This window comes from Sodalis sp. C49 (assembly GCF_046352915.1).
Taxonomy (GTDB): domain Bacteria; phylum Pseudomonadota; class Gammaproteobacteria; order Enterobacterales; family Enterobacteriaceae; genus Acerihabitans.
The window spans coordinates 3,423,868-3,449,851 of the sequence record NZ_CP163303.1 but is presented as its reverse complement, the minus strand read 5'-3'; the positions used below and the strand labels follow the sequence as shown (position 1 = coordinate 3,449,851).

At 54.3% G+C, this 25,984-nt stretch carries 17 protein-coding genes, 2 tRNA genes, 3 rRNA genes and 1 riboswitch; of the genes, 17 read left to right on the top strand and 5 right to left on the bottom strand.

Translation table 11 applies throughout. The features are described 5' to 3' along the window. Window positions 1-143 precede the first annotated feature (143 nt). On the top strand, window positions 144-1,055 hold the full coding sequence (metF, locus tag ABUK12_RS15490; protein ID WP_410012694.1) for a methylenetetrahydrofolate reductase: 912 nt from the start codon (window positions 144-146) through the stop codon (window positions 1,053-1,055). 80 nt (window positions 1,056-1,135) lie between these two features. Here the strand turns inward: metF and ppc are convergent, their stop codons facing one another. Continuing rightward, on the bottom strand, window positions 1,136-3,775 hold the full coding sequence (ppc, locus tag ABUK12_RS15485) for a phosphoenolpyruvate carboxylase (RefSeq protein ID WP_410012693.1): 2,640 nt from the start codon (window positions 3,773-3,775) through the stop codon (window positions 1,136-1,138). Window positions 3,776-4,031: 256 nt separating this feature from the next. Continuing rightward, window positions 4,032-5,183 carry an acetylornithine deacetylase gene (gene argE, locus ABUK12_RS15480; RefSeq protein WP_410012692.1) on the bottom strand — a complete coding sequence of 384 codons (1,152 nt, stop codon included), beginning with the start codon at window positions 5,181-5,183 and terminating at the stop codon, window positions 4,032-4,034. A gap of 220 nt (window positions 5,184-5,403) precedes the next feature. Here argE and argC point away from each other — a divergent pair, with 220 nt between their 5' ends. The 3 genes from argC (at window position 5,404) to argH (ending at window position 8,759) form a co-directional block, all read left to right on the top strand. After that, on the top strand, window positions 5,404-6,408 hold the full coding sequence (gene argC, locus ABUK12_RS15475; protein ID WP_410012691.1) for an N-acetyl-gamma-glutamyl-phosphate reductase: 1,005 nt from the start codon (window positions 5,404-5,406) through the stop codon (window positions 6,406-6,408). 26 nt (window positions 6,409-6,434) lie between these two features. Further along, window positions 6,435-7,208, top strand: a complete 774-nt coding sequence (gene argB / locus ABUK12_RS15470) for an acetylglutamate kinase (RefSeq protein WP_410012690.1) — start codon at window positions 6,435-6,437, stop codon at window positions 7,206-7,208. Between the two features lie 177 nt (window positions 7,209-7,385). Continuing rightward, window positions 7,386-8,759: an argininosuccinate lyase gene (gene argH, locus ABUK12_RS15465; protein WP_410012689.1), complete on the top strand. Its 1,374-nt coding sequence runs from the start codon at window positions 7,386-7,388 to the stop codon at window positions 8,757-8,759. Window positions 8,760-8,762: 3 nt separating this feature from the next. Here the strand turns inward: argH and ABUK12_RS15460 are convergent, their stop codons facing one another. Continuing rightward, a complete protein-coding gene (locus ABUK12_RS15460; RefSeq protein WP_410012688.1) occupies window positions 8,763-9,500 on the bottom strand; it encodes a glutathione peroxidase in 738 nt (245 codons plus the stop codon). 149 nt (window positions 9,501-9,649) lie between these two features. Here ABUK12_RS15460 and oxyR point away from each other — a divergent pair, with 149 nt between their 5' ends. Beyond that, the gene (oxyR, locus tag ABUK12_RS15455; RefSeq protein ID WP_162367587.1) at window positions 9,650-10,567 is read left to right on the top strand and encodes a DNA-binding transcriptional regulator OxyR; all 918 of its coding nucleotides are present in this window, start codon (window positions 9,650-9,652) and stop codon (window positions 10,565-10,567) included. Here the strand turns inward: oxyR and sthA are convergent. Then, the gene (sthA, locus tag ABUK12_RS15450) at window positions 10,550-11,950 is read right to left on the bottom strand and encodes a Si-specific NAD(P)(+) transhydrogenase (protein ID WP_410012687.1); all 1,401 of its coding nucleotides are present in this window, start codon (window positions 11,948-11,950) and stop codon (window positions 10,550-10,552) included. The two genes, oxyR and sthA, sit on opposite strands and share 18 nt — an antisense overlap. A gap of 210 nt (window positions 11,951-12,160) precedes the next feature. Between sthA and fabR the strand changes: the two genes are divergently transcribed. The 5 genes from fabR to ABUK12_RS15425 all read left to right on the top strand — a co-directional run bounded on the left by fabR (window position 12,161) and on the right by ABUK12_RS15425 (window position 15,464). After that, on the top strand, window positions 12,161-12,805 hold the full coding sequence (gene fabR / locus ABUK12_RS15445; protein ID WP_410012686.1) for an HTH-type transcriptional repressor FabR: 645 nt from the start codon (window positions 12,161-12,163) through the stop codon (window positions 12,803-12,805). Window positions 12,806-12,810: 5 nt separating this feature from the next. Then, window positions 12,811-13,176: a YijD family membrane protein gene (locus ABUK12_RS15440; RefSeq protein WP_410012685.1), complete on the top strand. Its 366-nt coding sequence runs from the start codon at window positions 12,811-12,813 to the stop codon at window positions 13,174-13,176. Window positions 13,177-13,476: 300 nt separating this feature from the next. Next, window positions 13,477-13,995 carry a hypothetical protein gene (locus tag ABUK12_RS15435; RefSeq protein ID WP_410012684.1) on the top strand — a complete coding sequence of 173 codons (519 nt, stop codon included), beginning with the start codon at window positions 13,477-13,479 and terminating at the stop codon, window positions 13,993-13,995. A 119-nt stretch (window positions 13,996-14,114) separates the two neighbouring features. Beyond that, window positions 14,115-14,630 (top strand): hypothetical protein, encoded by a 516-nt coding sequence (locus ABUK12_RS15430; protein ID WP_410012683.1) that lies wholly within the window; start codon window positions 14,115-14,117, stop codon window positions 14,628-14,630. 204 nt (window positions 14,631-14,834) lie between these two features. Beyond that, window positions 14,835-15,464 carry a hypothetical protein gene (locus tag ABUK12_RS15425; RefSeq protein ID WP_410012682.1) on the top strand — a complete coding sequence of 210 codons (630 nt, stop codon included), beginning with the start codon at window positions 14,835-14,837 and terminating at the stop codon, window positions 15,462-15,464. A 159-nt stretch (window positions 15,465-15,623) separates the two neighbouring features. Here the strand turns inward: ABUK12_RS15425 and trmA are convergent, their stop codons facing one another. Beyond that, complete coding sequence (gene trmA, locus ABUK12_RS15420) at window positions 15,624-16,733, bottom strand: tRNA (uridine(54)-C5)-methyltransferase TrmA (RefSeq protein ID WP_410012681.1); 1,110 nt, start codon at window positions 16,731-16,733, stop codon at window positions 15,624-15,626. A gap of 132 nt (window positions 16,734-16,865) precedes the next feature. Then, window positions 16,866-17,055, top strand: a riboswitch (cobalamin riboswitch). Window positions 17,056-17,124: 69 nt separating this feature from the next. Between trmA and btuB the strand changes: the two genes are divergently transcribed. The 7 genes from btuB to rrf all read left to right on the top strand — a co-directional run bounded on the left by btuB (window position 17,125) and on the right by rrf (window position 25,670). After that, window positions 17,125-19,002, top strand: coding sequence for a TonB-dependent vitamin B12 receptor BtuB (btuB, locus tag ABUK12_RS15415; protein WP_410012680.1), 1,878 nt, complete (start codon window positions 17,125-17,127; stop codon window positions 19,000-19,002). Further along, complete coding sequence (gene murI, locus ABUK12_RS15410; RefSeq protein WP_410012679.1) at window positions 18,947-19,825, top strand: glutamate racemase; 879 nt, start codon at window positions 18,947-18,949, stop codon at window positions 19,823-19,825. The genes btuB and murI overlap by 56 nt, the downstream gene beginning before the upstream one ends. Window positions 19,826-20,176: 351 nt before the next feature. Beyond that, window positions 20,177-21,719, top strand: a 16S ribosomal RNA gene (locus ABUK12_RS15405). Between the two features lie 75 nt (window positions 21,720-21,794). Next, window positions 21,795-21,871 (top strand) — tRNA-Ile (locus tag ABUK12_RS15400). Window positions 21,872-22,061: 190 nt separating this feature from the next. Further along, a tRNA-Ala gene (locus ABUK12_RS15395) sits at window positions 22,062-22,137 on the top strand. Window positions 22,138-22,514: 377 nt separating this feature from the next. Beyond that, window positions 22,515-25,428: ribosomal RNA gene (locus ABUK12_RS15390) — 23S ribosomal RNA — on the top strand. 126 nt (window positions 25,429-25,554) lie between these two features. After that, window positions 25,555-25,670: ribosomal RNA gene (gene rrf / locus ABUK12_RS15385) — 5S ribosomal RNA — on the top strand. The 16S, 23S and 5S rRNA genes sit together here with 2 tRNA genes alongside, the layout of an rRNA operon. Window positions 25,671-25,984: the final 314 nt, after the last annotated feature.

The window sequence follows — 25,984 nt, the reverse complement described above, 5'->3', positions numbered from 1 at the left end:
ATGATTTTGTTGACTCCACTAACGATTTCAGTCAAATTCTATTTAGCCGTCTAAACGTATAGACGCATAAAACAACCGATCGCAACGGACCACCACCGGCGTAGAGTGTTAGTGAACCATCACACGCGTTAAGAGGAAAAGGTATGAGTTTTTTTCACGCCAATCAGCGGGAAGCCCTGAACCAAAACCTGGCTGAATTACAGGGCAGCATTAATGTCTCGTTTGAGTTTTTCCCTCCGCGCACCAGTGATATGGAGCAAACCCTGTGGCATTCCATCGACCGGCTAAGCGCCCTCAAGCCCACCTTTGTCTCGGTGACCTACGGCGCCAATTCCGGCGAGCGCGACCGCACCCATAGCATTATCAAGGATATCAAGGAGCGCACCGGCCTGGAGGCCGCGCCCCACCTGACCTGTATCGACGCCACCGCGGACGAGCTGAAAAAAATCGCCGAGGATTACTGGCATAGCGGTATCCGTCATATCGTGGCGCTGCGCGGGGATTTACCCCCCGGCAGCGGGGCGCCGGCCATGTATGCCGCCGATCTGGTGACATTGCTGAAAAAAGTCGGCGATTTTGATATCTCCGTGGCCGCGTATCCAGAAGTACACCCGGAAGCGAAAAGCGCGCAATCGGATTTGATTAACCTGAAAAAGAAAGTGGACGCGGGCGCCAACCGGGCGATTACCCAATTCTTTTTTGATGTGGAAAGTTACCTGCGCTTTCGCGATCGCTGCGTGGCGACCGGGATTGATACCGAAATTGTGCCCGGTATCCTGCCGGTCTCCAATTTTAAACAGTTGCAGCGTTTTGCCGCCATGACCAATGTCAAGGTCCCTAACTGGATGACCAGTATGTTCGAAGGACTGGACGACGATGCCGAGACGCGCAAAATGGTCGGCGCGTCCATTGCCATGGACATGGTGAAAATCCTCAGCCGGGAAGGGGTGAAGGATTTTCATTTTTATACCCTCAATCGCGCCGATTTAACCTATGCCATCTGCCATACCCTGGGTGTGCGGCCGCAGGTAGCCACCGCCCCGTCCGCGCGTTAAAAAGCATCTTCACCCGGCAATCATAAAAAAACCGGACCACAACAGGTCCGGCTTCAGGGTATTGAGATCAGGGTTTCACATTAACCGGTATTACGCATTCCCGCCGCCACGCCGGCAATGGTCACCATCAGCGCCTGCTCGACCCGTGGGTCGGGGTGTTCCTGCTGGCGCGAGCGATGCAACAATTCAGCCTGCAGTACATTCAGCGGGTCGGTATAAACATTGCGCAGCGCGATGGACTCCGCAATCCACGGCAGATCGGCCATTAAATGATCGTCGTTGGCAATGGTCAGCACCACGTTAATGTCGTCCGCCAATTGCTTGCGCAGCTGTTTACCCAGCGGCCAGAGCTTTTCTTCCACCAGGCGCTGATCGTAATATTCCGCCAGCCACAGGTCGGCCTTGGCGAACACCATTTCCAGCATGCCGATGCGGGTGGAGAAAAACGGCCAATCGCTGCACATGGCTTCCAGCTGATCTTGTTTGCCTTCTTCCACCGCTTTTTGCAGCGCCGCGCCGGCGCCCAGCCACGCGGGCAGCATCAGGCGATTTTGCGTCCAGGCAAAAATCCACGGAATGGCGCGCAGGCTCTCAACGCCGCCGGAGGGACGCCGTTTGGCAGGACGCGAGCCCAGGGGCAGTTTACCCAGTTCCTGCTCCGGCGTAGCCGAACGGAAGTAAGGTACAAAATCGGGGTTTTCACGCACGTAGCCGCGATACATATTGCATGAGGTGGTTGAAAGGTCGTCCATCAGGGCGCGCCATTCCTGCTTCGGTTCCGGCGGCGGCAGCAGGTTGGCTTCGAGGATCGCACCGGTGTACAGCGCCAGGCTGCTGATGGCCACTTCCGGCAGGCCGAATTTAAAGCGGATCATTTCGCCTTGTTCGGTCACCCGCAGGCCGCCCTTCAGGCTGCCCGGGGGTTGCGACAGCAGGGCCGCGTGGGCCGGCGCGCCGCCACGGCCGATAGAGCCGCCGCGGCCGTGGAACAGCGTCAGGGCGATGCCCACTTTTTCGCAGGTTTTGATTAACGCGTCCTGCGCGCGGTATTGCGCCCATGAGGCCGCCATGACCCCCGCATCCTTGGCCGAATCCGAATAGCCAATCATGACCATCTGTTTGCCCTGGATAATGCCGCGGTACCAGTCAATGCTGAGCAGCTGGCTCATCACCTCATCGGCATTATTCAAATCGTCCAGGGTTTCAAACAGCGGCGCCACCGGCAGGATAAACTGGCAGCCGGCTTCCTTTAGCAGCAAATGTACCGCCAGCACATCGGAGGGCGTCTTGGCCATGGAGATGACATAGGCGGCAATGGAGCCTTCCGGCGCGTCGGCGATCACCCGGCAGGTATCGAGCACCTCGCGGGTTTCGTCGCTGAGCTGGTAATGACGGGGCAACAGCGGGCGTTTGGAGTTCAATTCGCGGATCAGAAACGCCTGTTTATCGCTTTCAGACCAGCTTTCGTAATCCCCCAGCCCCAGGTAGCGGGTGACTTCGCTTAACGCTTCCGTGTGACGCGTGCTTTCCTGGCGCACGTCGATACGCACCAGCTGGATGCCGAAGCACTTGATACGCCGTAGGGTATCCAGCAACTGGCCGCTGGCAATAATGCCCATGCCGCAGGCTTTCAGCGATTCGTAACAGGCAAACAAGGGCGCCCAAAGCTGATCGTTGTGCTCCAGCAGATCTTCCGGCGGCAGCACCAGCTCGCCCCTGAGTTTCGCCGACAGCCAGTTCTGGGTGCCGATCAATTGGGCGCGCAACCGCTTCATGATGACCCGATAAGGTTCCTGGATTTCGTCGCCGCCGGCCAATGCCCGTAGCTCCGGCGTGCATTCCGTCATCGACAGCTCGGATACCAGTACCTGAATGTCGCGGATAAACAGATCGGCGGCTTTCCAGCGGCTTAACAACAACACGCGCCGGGTGATATCGGCGGTGACGTTGGGGTTGCCGTCCCGATCGCCGCCCATCCAGGAGGTAAATCGCACCGGCACGTTCTCCACCGGCAGTTTATAACCGAACACCGTTTCCAGCTGTTCGTTCAGTTCGCGCAAATACTGCGGCACGCCTTCCCACAGGCTGTTTTCCACATTGGCGAAACCCCATTTTGCCTCGTCCACCGGCGATGGACGGTTTTTGCGTATCTCGTCCGTATGCCAGTATTGCGACACCAGCTGGCGCAGACGCCGCATAATCTGTTTACGCTCATAATCCGCCAGATCGCTGTGATCCAGCTGTTTCAGGCAGCTGTTGACTTCAACCATCATATGGATCAGGGTGCGGCGGGCAATTTCGGTGGGGTGGGCGGTTAATACCAGTTCGATTGACAGTGACTCCACCGCGGCGCGAATATCTTTATCATCCAGCGCGTTATTCTCTTTCAGACGGGCAAAGACCTTACCCAGGCCTTCCGGGTTATTCGCCGCCTCGCCGTGGGGGGAAATGACGTGGAACTGTTCCGCGGTATTGGTCAGGTTCAAAAACTGACTGAAGGCGCGTGCCACGGGCAGCAACTCGTCATTGGATAAGTTCTGTAAAGTGGAAAGCAGTTCCTGGCGATGGGTTTCGCTACCCGCACGGGAGGACTTTGACAGCTTGCGGATGGTCTCTACCTTATCCAGGATATTCTCGCCCATCGCATCTTTTATGGTGTCGCCCAGAAGTTTCCCGAGCATACTAACGTTGCTTCGCATTGCCGAATATTGTTCGTTCATAAGGACCCTGATCCAACTCACCTGAAAATTTATTTCACCCGAATGACGTAAATCACCCACCGTTATCTAGCCATGTATCTATTCATTCGTCAAATGACATCAATTCACGCCATATAACATTAAAATCGCGTCAATTCTTGAAAGTTAACAACATGTAATGATTATAAGAAATACTTATCGCCATAAACCTGGCCGCGCCTTTCATACGGGGCCAGGCGCGCGAAGTCTGGGGCAAAGGACAAAAAGTCAGCGATGATCATTGCAGGCAGAAATGTCGTATCACTTGGGAAATTAATTCCCGCGTCGGTTTAATAAAGGCGGTATCAATATATTCGTCGGGCTGATGCGCCTGTTTTATCGATCCCGGGCCCAAGACGAGAGTGGGGCACAGCTGCTGGATAAACGGCGCTTCGGTACAGTAATTGACCACGTCGGTTTTGACGCCCAGCAACGTCTCCACCACTGCCACCAGGCGATGGTCCGCCGGGCATTCATAACCGGGAATGGGCGGATGCAGGGCGGTAATGGTTAACCGTCCCGGCCAGCGCGCGCTTACCGGCGCCAGGGCCTCGGTCAATAACCCGTCCAGGTCGCCGAGCGTCAGGCCGGGCAACGGGCGGATATCCATATGCAGCTCGCAGCAGCCGCAAATGCGATTGGCGGAATCACCGCCGTGGATGTGGCCGAAATTCATGGTGGGGTAGGGGATGTCGAAGGCCGGGTGATGGTAACGTTCCTGCAACGTATTGCGTAGTATCATCAGGTGGGAAATGGCCTCGTGCATCAGTTCGATAGCGTTAACGCCCAGGCTCGGGTCGCTGGAGTGGCCTGATTGGCCCTGGATACGCACCGCATTGGAAATATGGCCTTTATGGGCGCGCACCGGCTGCAGCGAGGTCGGTTCGCCGATAATGGCGCAATCCGGGCGCAGCTCGCTGGACTGGGCGAAATAGCTGGCTCCCGCCATACTGGTTTCCTCATCGGCGGTGGCGAGGATATATAATGGCTTTTGCAGCTTGCTGGTATCGATATCGCGCAGCGTGTCGAGGATAAAGGCAAAAAAGCCTTTCATATCGGCGGTGCCCAGGCCATACAGCTTATTATTGTCTTCGGTCAGGGTAAAGGGATCGCGTGTCCAGCGTCCGTCGTCAAACGGGACGGTATCGGTGTGCCCCGTCAGCAGCAGGCCGCCGGCGCCGCTGCCGATACGGGCCAGCATATTATATTTGTTGCGCGTGCCCGGCACCGGCTGGATTTCGACCTGGAAACCCAGCGTCGTGAACCACCCCGCCAGCAAATTGATTAAGGTCTGATTACTTTGATCCAGGGCGCTGTCGGTGGCACTGATGGACGGCGTGGCGATCAGGGCGCGGTACAACTCCATAAACGGGGGTAATTTTGTCTTCACTGTTGACAGCCTTTAGTTTGGATAGTATCAATATTCATGCAATAATAGTGAATAAAAATACACTAACGTTGAGCGTAAAGTAAACGGATACTTACCAGACTACTACGCTTGACCTCCCGGGTGAACAGCGAATAGTTGCTTAAGCGACGACTTAGGCGACAAAGAGTTGCTGGAGATCCCTTCTCGTCGTGATAGCAAATCAAGAAGGTGAACAAAAGTCATGCTGAATACGCTGATTGTTGGTGCCAGCGGATACGCCGGAGCTGAGCTTGCGGCCTATCTCAACCGTCACCCGCATATGAACATAACCGCTTTGGCGGTTTCAGCGCAAAGTGCGGATGCCGGGAAATTACTGTCCGAACTGCATCCCCAGCTTAAGGGCGTGGTCGATTTACCGCTGCTGCCCCTGATCGACGCCGCTGAACTGGCGAAAACGGTGGATGTGGTGTTTCTCGCCACCGCCCATGAGGTCAGCCACGATCTGGCGCCGGTATTCCTGGCCGCCGGCTGCGTGGTGTTCGACCTCTCCGGCGCGTTCCGCGTCAATCAGGCATCGTTCTACAGCCAGTATTATGGTTTTGAACACCAGCATGCCGACTGGCTGGCGAAGGCGGTCTACGGCCTGGCGGAATGGCAGGGCGAGGCGTTGCAGCAGGCGCAACTGATTGCCGTGCCGGGCTGCTATCCCACCGCGTCCCAGCTGGCGCTCAAGCCGCTGGTCGACGGCGGTCTGCTTAACGACGCCCAGTGGCCGGTGATCAACGCCGTCAGCGGCGTCAGCGGCGCTGGCCGGAAAGCGTCGCTTGCCACCAGCGTCTGCGAGGTCAGTCTGCAACCCTACGGCATATTTACCCATCGCCACCAGCCGGAAATCGCCGCCCATCTTGGCATCCCGGTGATATTTACCCCCCATTTAGGCAATTTTGCCCGCGGTATCCTGGCCACCATCACCTGCCGCTTAAACGCGGGCGTGACGGCGGGCGATGTGGCCGAATCCTATCATAACGCCTATCACGATAAACCCCTGGTACGGTTGTATGAGAAAGGCGTGCCGGCGCTGAAGGCGGTAGTGGGACTGCCGTTTTGCGATATTGGCTTCGCGGTGCAGGGCGAGCATTTAATCGTGGTGGCCACCGAAGATAATTTATTAAAAGGAGCGGCCGCGCAGGCAGTACAATGCGCTAATATCCGCTTTGGTTTTGCACAAACGCAGGCGCTGCTGTAACGGCTGGCGACGAGGTAATAAAAATAATGAATCCGTTAATTATAAAACTGGGTGGCGTGTTACTCGATAGCGAAGAGGCGCTGGAGCGTTTATTTTCGGCGCTGGACAGCTATCGCGCGCAGCATCAACGCCCGTTGCTGATTGTCCATGGCGGCGGTTGCCTGGTGGACGAGCTGATGAAAAAACTGGCGCTGCCGGTGACCAAGGTCAACGGCCTGCGGGTTACGCCGGCGGATCAGATTGATATCATCACCGGCGCGCTGGCCGGCACGGCCAATAAGACCCTGCTGGCCTGGTCAAAAAAACATGCCATCCCGGCGGTCGGGTTATGCCTGGGCGACGGCAATAGCGTCGATGTTACAACGCTTGATGAGAAACTCGGCCATGTCGGCAAGGCGCAGCCGGGTTCGCCGGCGTTGTTAAATACCTTGCTTGGCGCCGGTTACCTGCCGGTTATCAGCTCTATCGGCATTACCGCCGACGGCCGGCTGATGAACGTCAATGCGGACCAGGCCGCCACCGCGCTGGCCGCCACCCTGGGGGCCGATCTGATCTTATTGTCCGATGTCAGCGGCATTCTCGACGGCAAAGGCCAGCGCATTGCCGAAATGACCGCCCATAAAGCGGAGCAGCTGATAGCGCAGGGGATCATTACCGACGGCATGATTGTAAAAGTCAACGCGGCGCTGGATGCGGCCCGCACGCTGGGCCGTCCGGTGGACATCGCCGGCTGGCGGCATGCGGAGCAACTGCCGGCGTTGTTTAACGGCGAGTCCATCGGCACGCGCATCCTGGCCTGACGTTGCCGGCGGGATACCGGCTGGGTAAGATAACGTGCGCGGCCGCATGGCTATCCGGGGGGCCTGGCGCAGGTTCAGCAGCATTTCCATGGGAGCGCCGTTTCCGGCGTCCCCTCATCATTCGGCATGGGCGCGCGGCGGCGAGCGCGCCGGCAAAAAAAATAATGGAGCACGGTTATGGCACTTTGGGGCGGACGGTTCAGCCAGGCGGCGGATCAGCGGTTTAAATCATTTAACGACTCGCTGCGCTTTGATTACCGGCTGGCGGAGCAGGATATTATCGGCTCGGTGGCCTGGTCGAAAGCGCTAGTTACCGTCGGTGTGCTGACGGCGGAGGAACAGCTGCGCCTGGAGGAAGCCCTGTCTTTTCTTCTGGAGGAAGTGAGTGCCGCGCCCGAGTCCATCCTTGCCAGCGACGCCGAGGATATTCATAGCTGGGTGGAGCAGCGCCTGATTGAAAAAGTCGGCGACCTGGGCAAAAAACTGCATACCGGCCGCAGCCGCAACGATCAGGTGGCCACCGATCTGAAGCTGTGGTGCAAGATGCAACTGTCCGAGCTGCTGGCCGCCGTGCGCCAGTTGCAAACCGCGCTGGTCGCCACCGCCGAGGTCAACCAGGACGCGGTGATGCCTGGTTATACGCATTTGCAGCGCGCCCAGCCGGTCACCTTTGCCCATTGGTGCCTGGCCTATGGCGAAATGCTGGCGCGCGATGAAAGCCGCCTGCGGGACACCCTAAAACGTCTTGACGTCAGCCCGCTGGGTTCCGGGGCGCTGGCCGGCACCGCTTACGCCATCGATCGCGACCAGTTGGCCGGCTGGCTGGGTTTTGCCACGGCAACGCGCAATAGCCTCGATAGCGTGTCCGATCGTGACCATGTGCTGGAGTTGCTGTCCAATGCCGCCATCAGCATGGTCCATCTCTCGCGTTTTGCCGAAGACCTGATTCTGTTCAACAGCGGCGAGGCGGCGTTTATCGAATTGTCCGATCGGGTCACTTCCGGCTCGTCCCTGATGCCGCAAAAGAAAAATCCCGATGCGCTGGAGCTTATCCGCGGCAAGTGCGGCCGGGTCCAGGGGGCGCTTACCGGCATGATGGTGACCCTGAAAGGGCTGCCGCTGGCGTATAACAAGGATATGCAGGAAGACAAGGAGGGCCTGTTCGATGCGCTGGATACCTGGCTGGATTGCCTGCATATGGCCGCGCTGGTGCTGGAAGGGCTACAGGTGAAGCGTGCGCGTTGCCGCGAGGCGGCGCAGCAGGGCTATGCCAATGCCACCGAACTGGCCGATTACCTGGTCGCCAAGGGCATCCCGTTTCGCGAGGCGCATCATATCGTCGGCGAGGCGGTAGTCGAGGCCATCGGCCAGGGCAAAGCCCTGGAAGCGCTGGAGCTGGCTGAATTGCAGGCGTTCAGCCCGGTTATTGGCGAGGATGTTTATCCGGCCCTGTCGCTGCAATCGTGCCTGGACAAACGCTCGGCAAAAGGCGGCGTGTCGCCGCAGCAGGTGGCGGCCGCCATTGCCGAGGCGAAAAAACGTTTGGCGTAGCTGTCAGGCCGGTTGCAGTAAAAACGCTTCCAGCTCTTCGCTGCCGCCGATATGGCGCCCGCCGATAAACACCTGCGGCACGGTGGAACGGCCGGTTACCGCGCGCAGACTGACGGTGGTGGCGTCTTTACCCAATGAGATTTCTTCATACTGGATTCCGTTGTCGCGCAGCATCTGCTTGGCTTTGGCGCAGAACGGACAGCCTGGTTTGGTAAACAGCGAAACGGATTCCTGGACTTTGCATTCCGGCGCCAGGTAACACAGCATGGTATCGGCGTCGGAAACTTCGAACGGGTCGCCCGGTTTGTTCGGTTCAACAAACATTTTTTCCACCACGCCGTCGCGTACCAGCATCGAATAACGCCATGAGCGCGGGCCGAATCCCAGCTCGGCTTTTTCCACCAGCATGCCCATGCCCTGGGTAAATTCACCGTTGCCGTCGGGGATAAAGGTAATATGTTCGGCGTTTTGGTCGGCTTGCCAGGCGTTCATGACAAACGTATCGTTAACCGAAATACAGACGATGCTGTCCACGCCGTGCTTGTGGAATAACCCGGCCAGCTCATTGTAGCGCGGTAAATGGCTGGAGGAGCAGGTAGGCGTAAAGGCGCCCGGCAGTGAAAATACGATAACCGTTTTATGCTTGAACAGTTCGTCGGAAGAGATATCGACCCAGTTGTCATCCTTACGGGTGTGGAAAGTAACCGATGGGACTTTCTTGCCTTCATGACTACTAAACATTGAAGAACCTCTTAACAGAAAAGAAAAAAGTGACTTTAACAGCTTGTCATACTGCGCGGGAATTATTATTAAGATTAACTATTGATAGGGATAATCGTTGATTGCTATCCTATCTATCGACGCGAACTATCGCGGCACGGAGGATGTTAATGAATATTCGCGATCTTGAGTATTTGGTGGCCCTGGCCGAGCACCGTCATTTCCGACGGGCGGCCGATGCCAGTCATGTCAGCCAGCCCACCCTGAGCGGCCAGATTCGTAAGCTGGAAGACGAACTGGGCGTGATGCTGCTGGAGCGCACCAGCCGTAAGGTCCTGTTCACCCAGGCCGGGCTGCTGCTGGTGGATCAGGCCCGCACGGTCCTGCGCGAAGTGAAAATACTGCGCGAGATGGCCAGCCAGCAGGGGGAGTCCATGTCCGGCCCATTGCATATCGGCCTGATCCCTACCGTCGGCCCCTATTTACTGCCGCATATTATCCCCACCCTGCATGAGACCTACCCAAAGCTGGAAATGTACCTGCACGAGGCCCAGACCAGTCAACTGCTGCTGCAACTGGACAGCGGCAAACTCGATTGCGCCATCTTGGCCTTGGTAAAAGAGAGCGAAGCTTTTATCGAAATCCCGTTATTCGATGAACCGATGCAACTGGCTGTTTATGCCGATCATCCCTGGGCGGACCGTGAACGTGTGCCGATGTCGGATTTATCGGGGGAGAAGCTGTTGATGCTGGAAGACGGCCATTGCCTGCGCGATCAGGCGCTGGGCTTCTGCTTCCAGGCCGGCGCCGACGAGGATACGCATTTTCGCGCCACCAGCCTGGAAACCCTGCGCAACATGGTGGCGGCCGGCAGCGGCATTACCTTGCTGCCCGCATTGGCGGTGCCTAATGAGCGTAAGCGTGACGGCGTCTGTTATATGAAATGCTATAAACCCGAGCCGAAACGCACCGTGGCGTTGGTCTACCGGCCCGGCTCACCGCTGCGCGCCCGCTATGAGCAGTTGGCCGAGTCGATACGCACCCATATGCAGGCCTATATGGGTACCGACTTAAAAGAGGCGGTTTAAGCCGTTCAGCGCCGCCACACGGAAGGCTTCCGCCATGGTGGGATAGTTGAAGGTGGTATTAACGAAATAATCGATAGTATTGCCTTCGCCTTTTTGCTCCATGATGGCCTGGCCGATATGGATGATCTCCGCGGCGCGCTCGCCAAAGCAGTGGATGCCGAGTATCTGCCGGGTATCACGGTGAAAAAGGATTTTCAGGCTGCCGACATTCATGCCGACAATCTGCGCGCGCGCCAGATGCTTGAACTGCGCCCGTCCCACTTCGTACGGCACCTTCAGCAGCGTTAATTCCTGTTCGGTTTTACCCACCGAGCTGATTTCGGGAATGGTATAGATACCGGTGGGTATATTTTCAATCAGCTGCACATTGGCCTGGCCCTTGATGATCACCTGTGCGGCGATTCGCCCCTGGTCATAAGCGGCCGAGGCAAGGCTTGGGTAGCCGATAACATCGCCGACGGCGTAAATATGCGTCAGGGCGGTCTGGTACATGCTGTTGACTTTAATCAGCCCCCGGCTGTCCGCCTCCAGTCCCACGTTGCCAAGGGACAGCGAATCGGTATTGCCGGTGCGCCCATTGGCATACAGCAGGCAGTCCGCGCGCATCCTTTTGCCGGAACGGAAGTGGACTTCCACGCCATTCTCGGTGCCTTCGATTTTTTCATATTCTTCGTTATGGCGGATAACCACGCCGTTTTCCCAAAAATGGTATGACAGCGCGTCCGACATTTCCTGGTCGAGAAAGGCCAACAGCCTGTCGCGCGTATTGATCAGATCCACCTTGACGTTCATGCCGCGAAAGATTGATGCATATTCACAGCCGATCACGCCGGCGCCATAAATAATCACATGCTGCGGATCGTGCTTTAAATCCAGGATGGAATCGCTGTCATAAATGCGCGGATGGGTGAAATCGACATCGTTGGGGTGATACGGACGGGAACCACAGGCGATAACGATATGCGCCGCGCTGAAATGCTCGGCGGTATTATCCGGATACTGGACCTTGACGGTATGGGCATCGACAAAAGTCGCGTCGCCGGTAATAATCCGGCACTGATTACGTTCATAAAATCCCTGGCGCATCCGGATCTGCTGTTTTATCACGCTATCGGCGTGATGCAGGATATCGGCGAAGCTGGCGCGCGGCAGATGTTGACTACCGTTATACAGCGGATTCTGGTTAAATTCGATAATCCGGCTAACCGCCTGGCGCAGCGCCTTGGAGGGAATGGTCCCCCAATGGGTACAGCCGCCGCCGACGCTGTTATAGCGTTCGATAACCGCGACGCGGGCGCCCTGTTTCGTCAGGCCCATGGCGGCGCCTTCCCCACCCGGGCCTGAACCAATGATAATGGCATCGTAATCGTACTGTGGTTGCATACCGGCTTAGCCTATATTTATACAAAATCACAACGTCAATGTAACATTGTAGACGGGAGATCCCAATCTTCACGGCCTTTTTTCTTGGTCTATGGCACCGGCGCCTACGGCGAACAACATTACGTCAAAATTCGCAGTTTGTATCAACGCTGTTGCAACAAATTTTGATATAGTGGCATTTTTACCGGTAATGTGGGGCAGGTCAGGACTATGGGCGTCAGAGCGCAACAAAAAGAGCGGACCCGTCGTTCCCTTGTCGAAGCGGCCTTTAGCCAGTTAAGCGCCGAGCGTAGTTTTGCCAGCCTGAGCCTGCGCGAAGTAGCCCGTGAAGCCGGCATTGCGCCCACCTCGTTCTATCGCCACTTTCGCGATGTCGATGAACTGGGCCTGACCATGGTGGACGAAAGCGGCCTGATGCTGCGCCAACTGATGCGCCAGGCGCGCCAGCGTATCGCTAAAGGCGGCAGCGTTATCCGTACGTCGGTGGCCACGTTTATGGAGTTTATCGGCAATAACCCTAACGCCTTTCGCCTGTTGCTACGCGAGCGATCCGGCACTTCGGCGGCGTTTCGCGCCGCCGTCGCCCGGGAAATACAGCATTTTATCGCGGAGTTGGCCGATTACCTCGAGCTGGAAAACCATATGCCGCGCAGCTTCACCGAAGCCCAGGCCGAGGCCATGGTTATCATTGTCTTTAACGCCGGCGCGGAAGCGCTGGACGTGGACGTCAATCAGCGCAGGCTGCTGGAAGAGAGGCTGGTCCTTCAGTTGCGCATGATTTCGAAGGGCGCGTTTTACTGGTATCGCCGGGAACAGGAAAAGTCGACCGCCCTCTCTTTTGACGCAAGCAGGTAGATAATATGACGACACGACCCCTGGGTGAAAAAGGCACGCTCCTATTGGCGCTGATTGCCGGTTTATCCATTAACGGCTCCTTCGCGGCCCTGTTCAGCACTATTGTGCCTTTTTCCATCTTCCCGCTGATTTCGCTGGTGCTGTCGGTATACTGCCTGCACCATCATTATCGCGACTGCGCCATGCCGGAGGGTTATCCTTCCCTGGCGGCGGTAAGCTTCCTGCTGGGCCTGTTGATGTACAGTGCTATTATCCGGGTGGAATACCCGGTTATCGGCTCAAATTTTATTCCAGCCATCCTGATGGTGGTCCTGGTATTCTGGATTGGGCGCAAATTGAAACGGCTAGACAAAATCCAACGGGATTCATAAATTTCTTGAGCCTGGATTATTAAACAATAGCCAATACTGAACGCGAAGACCGCATCTGCTATTTTTAAATGACGTATAATCCGTCGTTTTACAAAATGAACTCCGCTATGCTCAAAGGTTGCTAATTTATCAAAGAGAAAAGTATAATTATTAATTTTTTTGAATGCTATACAAAAATTTTCATTAAGATATTCTCTCCTGTTGTTTTTTATGTATTTATAGTAAAGTTTTTTTCCTGCGGTTAGCCTTGTAAAATATAAGCAAATGAAGTTTTACTTCAAGTAAAATAGGGTGTTAATTATGTGTAATTCTAATTTCTCCAACATAAATATTAGTAATAAAATAATACATGACAATTTTTTTTATATTTCATCGGATGATGAGACTGACGATGAGTTTTCTGCGCGCCCCCTGTTTTCCCAGCCATTAGTCCAGGTCAACAATGCTGTAATGACGCTACCTAAAATTTGCTATAAAGCAGGGGTTGCCCTGTCCACGGCGCTGTCGGCAAATAGCTATTTCCGAGGAATTTCTATTGTGACCAACCGAAATGAAGCACCCCCTATGGGTTCTACCAGCTTGCAGATATATGATCCGCAGTATAATATTTTCAACTATAAGCTATGTATGGGTATCATGGCGGCTTGTTTTGTCGCTGGGTTTACGCTCGGTAATATAAACTCGTTAATTAATAAGTTATTTAATTTTAATCGTATTGCTAGAGTTCCATTAGCTATGTACTGTATAGTCGCCTTATTCTATTTCTCTCTAGGCTTGTTATGGTACCCTCACTTTTCAAGTGCGCTTAATTATCTGTGATTCTTAAAAAGGCCTATGGCGGGGGGTATTCTTATGATGATAGGTAGAAATATCAGCCTTCAGTTTATCTTCGGATCGATTTTATGTAATAGAAAATTAGTTAGTATTGATAGGAGTTAATGATGCCTGTCTCAGACCCAACAATGCCGACCACAACAACCCATTGCCCTTTAGAGGAGATTAGCCAGGGGGATAATGGTTTCGGTCAGGGCGTTACGCGTTTTGCCAGATCATTTAGCGGCGCGGCCAACAGCGCCTTACCCTTTATCAAGACCCTGTCTGTAGTCACTTTGTCTGCCGCGTCGGCAATAGGTATCGTCTTTGGCGCCCAACGGCTTATCGCTGTTTCAATCCAAAATATCAGCAAGCCGCCCCCCGTTACCCATCTGGACGTCAGGGAATGGAAAGGCAAAATCATGGGCCTGGGTTTGAGCATCGGCATGTTGGGCGGCGGCGCTGCGGGATTCGCCGCAGGCTGTGCGCTAGAATCATGCAAATCATTTTGTGGTGCGGATCCGCTGCGTCATCGTGATAGTGTTTTTTATACCGTAGGAATTGGTTTTATCGTAGGCGCTTTAGCCGGTGTGGCTTATACAAACTTTATCGACATTGAACTGGACAATATTACCCAATAGGATAGTTAATCTGGTCAGGCGGCTACTGTAAGCGAACCGGCTAACTTCGGGATCAATTTTGCCGCTTGCAGGCACCGACCCGGGCGGTTGTTAGGGATATTACCGGCTTCGGGGAGTTTAACCTTTATTTGTGAAAATAGTCTATCAGCGCTTTCGTCTTTTTACATCGTTATGCCATTTAATCCCTTGCCGAGGAATCATTATATGAACCCTGAAATTAATAATCGAGAAAAGAATAATGCCGGGATGGTCAGCCAAGTGTCTCATGCCGATAAATATCACAATAATACGACAAGCAAATTTTTTAAGTTGATGACGAAATTGGCACGTGCCTGCAATTCCGCCACGGCGTTTTGTTGCTCTAATCCTTTATCGGTGATTTCCATCCCGCTTACCGTATCATTAACAAATAAGTTAATTTATGATTTGTTAGGTAGCCTGAAAGCCGCAAGGGCCGACCGATGCTACTTCCAGCTTGAGTTGGAAGGATGCTGGAAACCGCTGCAAGATTGCAGGATTAACATTGATAAAACGTTAGCGATGGAAAAGTCTTGCGCAGAGTTGAAGGAGATATGCAGTGAAATCCGCACGAGATGCGATACAGAACAGTGGCGCCACGAGCTATTTGAAAATACGCTGGTAAATTGTTTCATGACCGGACTTATGGCCGGCGCTGCAGCCTTTGTAATAGATTATGTTTATCAAGCCGCCCATAACCAGTTTAATCATAAGCCTGGCATGTTAAAGATGTCCATGGTCAGTTTTTTTATGGGTGCGTTATTTTATCTCGGTCTCATGAAGATAAACGATACCGCTTTAGGCTTCGATTGCTAGTTCAGCGCCTTTGCTGTCCGCACCCCGGGGGCGGTCGGTCAAGCTGAAATGTCACCAGCATTGACTATGAGAGCGACAAATAAACATCCTTTAAGGGGAATCAGCGGCTCTAGGCGGGCACGAAGCATGCGTAAGAGCCTCATTTTAGGTGCCATTGATCTATGGCTGCGTTTTGGCGGTTAACAGCACTCCGCATTCCATATGGCGGGTATAAGGAAATTGATCAAACAGCGCCAATCGTTCGATACGGTGGGTTTCCGCCAACGTTGTCAAATTACCGCACAACGATTCCGGGTTACATGAGATATACAGGATGCGCGGATACCCCTGCACCAGCCTGACGGTGGCATCATCCAACCCGCTGCGCGGCGGGTCGACAAATATGGTTTCGCAGCGGTAGCTTGCCAGGTCGATGTCCTTCAGGCGGGTAAACTCCCGCACCCCTTGCATGGCTTGGGTAAACTCCTCAGCCGACATGCGGATAATCTGCACGTTGGTCATTCGATTGGCGGCGATATTAAACTGTGCCGCTTCCACCGAAGGCTTGGCTATTTCCGTGGCCAGCACCCGGTTAAAATTGCCCGCCAGCGCCAGGGAAAAATTGCCGTTGCCGCAATACAGCTCCAGCAGATCCCCTTGTGCCGGTTCAGTGGCCGAGAGCGCCCACTCAAGCATCTGGATATTCACGGCGGCGTTGGGTTGGGTAAAGCTATTTTCGATTTGACGGTAAATGATTTCCCGTCCCGCCACCGGCAAGCGCTCATCGACATAATCACGGTCCAGGCAAATTTTGGTTTTGGTGGCGCGGCCAATCAGGTTGACCGCAAAACCCTGCGTCCTCAGATGATCGCGCAGCGCGCCCGCATGCTCGCGCCATTCGTCGTCTAACGGACGATGATAGATAAGGGTAATCACCGCTTCACCGCTCAGGGTCGTCAGGTAATCAAGCTGGAACAGCTTGCGCCGCAGGATCGGCGATGGCCGCAATGCGTCCATCATGGCGACCATCAATCGGTTCATCAGTTCGCCGCCGGCGGCGAAGTGATCGATGCGGATCCGGTCCTTGGTCTGCTGATCAAACATTATATGATACAAATCCTGCTCATCATGCCAGACCCGGAATTCAGCACGCATCCGGTAATGTTCGGGCTGCGAGCGGAATATTTCCGCCTCGGGCGCCTGAAACGCCGCCATCATCGCGTTCAGTCGAGCGGCTTTTTCCGCCAGTTGGGTTTCATACGCGCTAATGGGTAACGTCTCGTCGGTCATGATGATCTCTCGCTAATATCCGTTATTTGTACCACTTTATGGGGGATTGTAGGGGATAAACCGGTGATGTCCAGTGTTGTTGCGCTTATAAATAGTTTGATTATTAGTGCTATAGACATGCTTATCTCTTTGATTGTAGGATTATTGTCCGGTCTTTCGTAAGTTAAAAGGGAATCCAGTGGAAAGCTGGAGCTGACGCGCAGCGGTAAGGGGACTTCAGGGCGATCGCGCAAGCAGACACTGTCTTTATGATGGGAAGTCGTCGCCTGGCGTATTATACGCATCCCAAGCCCGAAAACCTGCCGGTATTCTGTCGCAATATCCCTGTTTATCGCGAGCCATCAAACATGGAACCTGCGGCATCCTATTTTATCATTTGGATGCTATGGCAATGCCTAAGATTAACAATACCGTGCTGCTGGCGCTCTGCGTCACGGCATTCTCCGGGTGGGCGCAAGACGGCGCCCAGGATCAGGCCGCGCAAATGATGGTCGTATCCGCCAACCGTTTTCCCCAGCCAATATCCACCGTACTGGCACCGACCAGCGTGGTTACCCGCAGCGATATCGACCGCGGCCAGATCAAATCGGTGGCCGAAGCGCTAAGCCGTCTGCCGGGCGTGGATATCGCCCAATCCGGCGGATTGGGGCAGCAAAGCTCACTGTTTATCCGCGGCACCGATTCAAGCCATGCCCTGGTGCTGATAGACGGCGTGAGGCTGAACCAGGCCGGCATCTCAGGTTCTTCCGACCTTAGCCAGATTCCGCTGTCCCTGGTGCAGCGCATCGAATATATCCGTGGCCCGCGTTCCGCGGTCTATGGGTCGGACGCCATCGGCGGCGTGGTGAATATCATTACCACACGCGAGCAGCCGGGCACCACCCTCAGCACCGGCATAGGGTCCCATGGCTATCAAACCTATGATGGCTCCACTCAGCAACAGCTTGGAGAGGACACCACCGCCACCGTTGCGGGCAACTATACCTATACCCATGGTTTTGATGTGCGCGCCAACCTGCCGGATACCTATGGCGATCCCGCGCAGCCCGACCGCGATGGTTTTATGAGCAAAACGCTGTTTGCCTCGCTTGATCATATCTTTAACCAGCAGTTCAGCGGTTTTGCCCGCGCCTATGGCTACGACAACCGCAGCGGCTATGACGGCAGCTACGCCTATACCGACCCTGATCATTTTGACGCGCTGCCCGATACCCGTAAACTCTACAGCCGTACTTACGATACCGGCATGCGTTACCAGGACGGGATCTACGCGTCGCAGCTGTCCTTTAGCTATAACCATACTCAGGATTATAACTACGATCCTCAATATGGACCCTATTCCGCCTCCGCCACCCTTGACGATTCCAAACAGTATAATGCGCAGTGGAGCAATACCCTGCAGACAGGCCATGGCACGGCAGGCGCTGGGGTGGACTGGCAAAAGCAGACCACCGAACCAGGCACCGGTTACCTTACCGACGGCTATGAGCAACGCAATACCGGTATCTACGCCACCGCTTCGCAGCTTGTCGGGCCGGTTACCCTCGAGGGCGCGGTGCGCGGTGATGATAATTCGCAGTTCGGCTGGCACGGCACGTGGCAAACCAGCGCCGCCTGGGAGTTCATTGAGGGCTACCGGCTTATCGGGTCTTACGGCACCGCCTACAAGGCACCCAACCTGAGTCAGCTTTACAGTGGTTTTGGCGGCAACGAAGATTTAAAACCCGAGGAGAGCAAGCAGTGGGAGGGCGGGATGGAAGGGCTGACCGGCCCGCTGACCTGGCGCGTCTCGGCATACCGCAACGATATCGACAACCTGATTGATTATGACACCAACGACGACACTTATAAGAATATCGGCAAGGCGCGGATCAAAGGTGTGGAATGGACCGGCTCGGTCTATACCGGCCCGCTGCAGCATCAACTGACGCTGGAGTACCTCGATCCCCGCGACGCCACCACCAATCAGGTGCTGGCGCGACGCGCCAAGCAGCAGGTGAAATATCAGCTGGATTGGCAGGTGGCCGATATCGACTGGTCGCTTAACTACCGTTATCTCGGCGAGCGTTACGATACCAACTACAACACGAATGACCGGGTGCGAATGGGCGGCGTCAGTTTGTGGGACATCGCCGCCTCTTATCCGCTAACCCCCCATCTGACGGTTCGTGGTAGAATAGCCAATCTGTTCGACAAAGACTATGAGACGGCTTATGGCTACCAGACCGCAGAGCGAGAATTTTATCTCACCGGAACTTATTCCTTCTGACGGTAGCAACATCAAACGGCCCACGATCCTGATTTTCGACTCTGGCGTGGGCGGTTTATCTATCTATGATGAAGTGCGGCAACTGTTGCCGGACCCGCATTATATCTACGTATTCGACAATGAGGCTTTTCCGTATGGCGAAAAGCCGGAAGACTTTATTGTCCAGCGGGTCGTGAATATCGTTGCGGCGGTGCAGCGCCTGCACGTGCTTGATATGGTGATTGTCGCCTGCAATACCGCCAGCACCATTTCCCTGCCGGCCCTGCGCGAGCGGTTTGAGTGCCCTATTGTCGGCGTAGTGCCGGCGATAAAACCCGCCGCCAAGCTAACCCGTAATGGTATCGTCGGGCTGTTGGCTACCCGCGCCACCGTGCACCGTAGCTATACCCATGAGCTGATCGCTAAATTCGCCGCGGATTGCCATATCATTACGCTTGGATCCGCCGAGCTGGTGGAGCTTGCTGAAGCCAAGCTTCATGGCGAAACCATCGCCCTGCCGGTGCTGCAGAAAATCCTGCGCCCCTGGTTGCGGCTTCCCGAGCCGCCCGACACTGTGGTCCTTGGTTGTACCCATTTTCCATTATTAGGCGACGAGCTTAAAGCGGTGTTGCCGGACGGTACCCGGCTGGTGGATTCCGGTTCAGCGATCGCCAAACGCGCGGCCTGGCTTATCGCCCATGAAATAGACGGTGCTTATTCGACGGAAGCGAACCAGGCCTATTGCCTGGTGGCTTCACCGCAGGCCATGGAGCTGGTACCGGTATTACAGCGCTATGGCTTCGTTTCGCTGGAAAAATTGCCGATGCAGCCTGCGGTTGTGTGATAATTCAGCGGTCGGCGCAATATGTGAAATAAGTACTTGTCAGGCTGGGGAAAGTCCCTATAATGCGCCTCCACTGACCGGGAACAAACGCTAACGCGATGCCGGGTCGGGAAGGGAAAAGCGCCCGGTTCGGGCAAATAAAAGCTTGACTCTTCAGCGGGAAAACGTAATATACGCAACCCGCGCCAGGTGAGATTGATGCACGCTGGCCATGCTCTTTAACAATTTATCAGACAATCTGTGTGGGCACTCACAAGACCGTATCGAAACACAAAATACCAAGTCTTGAAGAGTGAACAAACAGTTAATTCATAAGATTAACAGTATGACAATCTTTGAGCATCAAGCTTTTAATTGAAGAGTTTGATCATGGCTCAGATTGAACGCTGGCGGCAGGCCTAACACATGCAAGTCGAGCGGCAGCGGGAAGTAGCTTGCTACTTTGCCGGCGAGCGGCGGACGGGTGAGTAATGTCTGGGGATCTGCCTGATGGTGGGGGATAACTACTGGAAACGGTAGCTAATACCGCATAACGTCGCAAGACCAAAGTGGGGGACCTTCGGGCCTCACGCCATCGGATGAACCCAGATGGGATTAGCTAGTAGGTGAGGTAATGGCTCACCTAGGCGACGATCCCTAGCTGGTCTGAGAGGATGACCAGCCACACTGGAACTGAGACACGGTCCAGACTCCTACGGGAGGCAGCAGTGGGGAATATTGCACAATGGGCGCAAGCCTGATGCAGCCATGCCGCGTGTGTGAAGAAGGCCTTCGGGTTGTAAAGCACTTTCAGCGGGGAGGAAGGCGATAAGGTTAATAACCTTGTTGATTGACGTTACCCGCAGAAGAAGCACCGGCTAACTCCGTGCCAGCAGCCGCGGTAATACGGAGGGTGCGAGCGTTAATCGGAATTACTGGGCGTAAAGCGTACGCAGGCGGTCTGTTAAGTCAGATGTGAAATCCCCGGGCTTAACCCGGGAACTGCATTTGAAACTGGCAGGCTAGAGTCTCGTAGAGGGGGGTAGAATTCCAGGTGTAGCGGTGAAATGCGTAGAGATCTGGAGGAATACCGGTGGCGAAGGCGGCCCCCTGGACGAAGACTGACGCTCAGGTACGAAAGCGTGGGGAGCAAACAGGATTAGATACCCTGGTAGTCCACGCTGTAAACGATGTCGATTTGAAGGTTGTGGCCTTGAGCCGTGGCTTTCGGAGCTAACGCGTTAAATCGACCGCCTGGGGAGTACGGCCGCAAGGTTAAAACTCAAATGAATTGACGGGGGCCCGCACAAGCGGTGGAGCATGTGGTTTAATTCGATGCAACGCGAAGAACCTTACCTACTCTTGACATCCAGAGAAGTTTGCAGAGATGCGAACGTGCCTTCGGGAGCTCTGAGACAGGTGCTGCATGGCTGTCGTCAGCTCGTGTTGTGAAATGTTGGGTTAAGTCCCGCAACGAGCGCAACCCTTATCCTTTGTTGCCAGCACGTAATGGTGGGAACTCAAAGGAGACTGCCGGTGACAAACCGGAGGAAGGTGGGGATGACGTCAAGTCATCATGGCCCTTACGAGTAGGGCTACACACGTGCTACAATGGCGCATACAAAGAGAAGCGAACTCGCGAGAGTAAGCGGACCTCACAAAGTGCGTCGTAGTCCGGATTGGAGTCTGCAACTCGACTCCATGAAGTCGGAATCGCTAGTAATCGTGGATCAGAATGCCACGGTGAATACGTTCCCGGGCCTTGTACACACCGCCCGTCACACCATGGGAGTGGGTTGCAAAAGAAGTAGGTAGCTTAACCTTCGGGAGGGCGCTTACCACTTTGTGATTCATGACTGGGGTGAAGTCGTAACAAGGTAACCGTAGGGGAACCTGCGGTTGGATCACCTCCTTACCGAAATAGATACTAGATTGTGTAGTGTCCACACAGATTGTCTGATAACTGTAACGAGCAAGAAAAACCTTCTATAGGCTTGTAGCTCAGGTGGTTAGAGCGCACCCCTGATAAGGGTGAGGTCGGTGGTTCGAGTCCACTCAGGCCTACCATTCCTTCCCATGCTGCGTTGCGGCGCCACTCGTTTATTTCAATAAACTTCGTGACCCCACGCCTTGCCTGGAAACGAATGGGCTATCAAGTTGTTCTCCTTTCTAAATGCCATTGCTTTGTAGCTTAATTGATGCACAGCAATTTCAGTGCGGGAAAGAGTCTGGTTGATGTTAAAAGGTTAAACGACTTGGGGCTATAGCTCAGCTGGGAGAGCACCTGCTTTGCACGCAGGGGGTCAGCGGTTCGATCCCGCTTAGCTCCACCATTTCCTGATGGGATGGGTGGTAAGATTGTCTGGTTTTTCTTATTTATTTCAGAGCACACTCTTATGAGTATGCTGCGAAATACATGCTCTTTAACAATCCGGAACAAGCTGAAAATTTGAAAAAAACATGCTGAGCAAAATCAGTATGCGATTCTCTCAAAGCAAGCAAACCTAATGATTGCCGTGTCGATGGCAATCTCTGTAGCCCAGGCGAGGGTTTACTCTCACCAGGGTGAGACTGTGCGAACAGTGTCAGGGCAAGGCGCACGGCGCGCAGCCAGCGGAGTGGACTCAATGTCCATGAGCATGGCGAGCACCGCGCAACGATGCCATGGCAGTGTGCAGCCAGTCGCAACACAGACACTTTAGGGTTGTGAGGTTAAGTGAATAAGCGTACACGGTGGATGCCTAGGCAGTCAGAGGCGATGAAGGACGTGCTAATCCGCGAAATGCGCCGGTGAGCTGATATGAAGCGCTATCAGCCGGCGATGTCCGAATGGGGAAACCCAGTGCAATTCGTTGCACTATCATTACGTGAATCCATAGCGTATTGAGGCGAACCGGGGGAACTGAAACATCTCAGTACCCCGAGGAAAAGAAATCAACCGAGATTCCCCTAGTAGCGGCGAGCGAACGGGGAACAGCCCAGAGTCACCATCAGCATTTGTATCAGGAGAACGGTCTGGAAAGTCCGGCAACACAGGGTGATAGCCCCGTATCCGAAGGTACAAGTGCTGTGAGCTCGATGAGTAGGGCGGGACACGTGATATCCTGTCTGAAGATGGGGGGACCATCCTCCAAGGCTAAATACTCCTGACTGACCGATAGTGAACCAGTACCGTGAGGGAAAGGCGAAAAGAACCCCGGCGAGGGGAGTGAAATAGAACCTGAAACCGTGTACGTACAAGCAGTGGGAGCCTTGATTTATCAGGGTGACTGCGTACCTTTTGTATAATGGGTCAGCGACTTATATTCTGTAGCAAGGTTAACCGTTTAGGGGAGCCGTAGGGAAACCGAGTCTTAACTGGGCGTTAAGTTGCAGGGTATAGACCCGAAACCCGGTGATCTAGCCATGGGCAGGTTGAAGGTTGGGTAACACTAACTGGAGGACCGAACCGACTAATGTTGAAAAATTAGCGGATGACTTGTGGCTGGGGGTGAAAGGCCAATCAAACCGGGAGATAGCTGGTTCTCCCCGAAAGCTATTTAGGTAGCGCCTCGTGAATTCATCTTCGGGGGTAGAGCACTGTTTCGGCTAGGGGTCCACCCCGGATTACCAACCCGATGCAAACTGCGAATACCGAAGAATGTTACCACGGGAGACACACGGCGGGTGCTAACGTCCGTCGTGAAGAGGGAAACAACCCAGACCGCCAGCTAAGGTCCCAAAGTCATGGTTAAGTGGGAAACGATGTGGGAAGGCACAGACAGCCAGGATGTTGGCTTAGAAGCAGCCATCATTTAAAGAAAGCGTAATAGCTCACTGGTCGAGTCGGCCTGCGCGGAAGATGTAACGGGGCTAAACCATGCACCGAAGCTGCGGCAGCGATACCTTCGGGTATTGTTGGGTAGGGGAGCGTTCTGTAAGCCTGCGAAGGTGGCCTGTGAGGGCTGCTGGAGGTATCAGAAGTGCGAATGCTGACATAAGTAACGATAAAGCGGGTGAAAAGCCCGCTCGCCGGAAGACCAAGGGTTCCTGTCCAACGTTAATCGGGGCAGGGTGAGTCGACCCCTAAGGCGAGGCCGAAAGGCGTAGTCGATGGGAAACAGGTTAATATTCCTGTACTGGGTGTGACTGCGAAGGGGGGACGGAGAAAGCTAGGTTCGCCGGGCGACGGTTGTCCCGGTTTAAGCGTGAAGGTGGAAAGAGCAGGTAAATCCGCTTTTTCATTCAACACTGAGGCGTGATAACGAGCCACTACGGTGGTGAAGGAATTGATGCTACGCTTCCAGGAAAAGCCTCTAAGCTCCAGGTCACATCGAATCGTACCCCAAACCGACACAGGTGGTCAGGTAGAGAATACCAAGGCGCTTGAGAGAACTCGGGTGAAGGAACTAGGCAAAATGGTGCCGTAACTTCGGGAGAAGGCACGCTGGCATTAGGTGGAGGGACTTGCTCCCCGAGCTGAAGCCAGTCGCAGATACCAGCTGGCTGCAACTGTTTATTAAAAACACAGCACTGTGCAAACACGAAAGTGGACGTATACGGTGTGACGCCTGCCCGGTGCCGGAAGGTTAATTGATGGGGTTATCCGTAAGGAGAAGCTCTTGATCGAAGCCCCGGTAAACGGCGGCCGTAACTATAACGGTCCTAAGGTAGCGAAATTCCTTGTCGGGTAAGTTCCGACCTGCACGAATGGCGTAATGATGGCCAGGCTGTCTCCACCCGAGACTCAGTGAAATTGAACTCGCTGTGAAGATGCAGTGTACCCGCGGCAAGACGGAAAGACCCCGTGAACCTTTACTATAGCTTGACACTGAACATTGAGCCTTGATGTGTAGGATAGGTGGGAGGCTTTGAAGTGTGGACGCCAGTCTGCATGGAGCCAACCTTGAAATACCACCCTTTAATGTTTGATGTTCTAACTCCGGCCCATAATCTGGGTCGAGGACAGTGTCTGGTGGGTAGTTTGACTGGGGCGGTCTCCTCCTAAAGAGTAACGGAGGAGCACGAAGGTTAGCTAATCACGGTCGGACATCGTGAGGTTAGTGCAAAGGCATAAGCTAGCTTGACTGCGAGAGTGACGGCTCGAGCAGGTGCGAAAGCAGGTCTTAGTGATCCGGTGGTTCTGAATGGAAGGGCCATCGCTCAACGGATAAAAGGTACTCCGGGGATAACAGGCTGATACCGCCCAAGAGTTCATATCGACGGCGGTGTTTGGCACCTCGATGTCGGCTCATCACATCCTGGGGCTGAAGTAGGTCCCAAGGGTATGGCTGTTCGCCATTTAAAGTGGTACGCGAGCTGGGTTTAGAACGTCGTGAGACAGTTCGGTCCCTATCTGCCGTGGGCGTTGGAAGATTGAGAGGGGCTGCTCCTAGTACGAGAGGACCGGAGTGGACGCACCACTGGTGTTCGGGTTGTCATGCCAATGGCATTGCCCGGTAGCTACGTGCGGAAGAGATAACCGCTGAAAGCATCTAAGCGGGAAACTTGCCTCGAGATGAGTCTTCCCTGTGGCTTTAAGCCACCTGAAGGGACGTTAAAGACGATGACGTTGATAGGTCGGGTGTGTAAGCGCAGCGATGCGTTGAGCTAACCGATACTAATGACCCGTGAGGCTTAACCTTACAACACCTAAAGTGTTTGACGCGAAGAGAGCGTTGCCCCGAGGGGTGGCGAGAGAATTTTCAGCGAAGTTCCGGATAAAGGCCGATGGTCATCAGTAACAGGATGACGGTTGGTAAACGAATTTGCCTGGCGGCACTAGCGCGGTGGTCCCACCTGACCCCATGCCGAACTCAGCAGTGAAACGCCGTAGCGCCGATGGTAGTGTGGGGTCTCCCCATGCGAGAGTAGGGAACTGCCAGGCATCCAATTGACGAAGCCCTCTGTGCAAACAGAGGGCTTTTTCATGTGCGTAACCCTGGCGGTTCGCTACTCGAGTAAGAGAGTAGGACCACCGGCAACGTCGGTGGAACGGAGCCGCAGGCGACGGCCCTAAGGCGGCTGTCGCAGCCAGGCATATAATAAAATAGGCCATAGTGTGATAATAGTAAATGGCCGCTTTATATAATATATTTATCCCAATATCATCTTTTAATAGTTTATGTAATAAAATTGCTGATATTTTACTAAATACTCAAGATTAATATTATCATCAAAGCGAGTATTTATAATAGACCG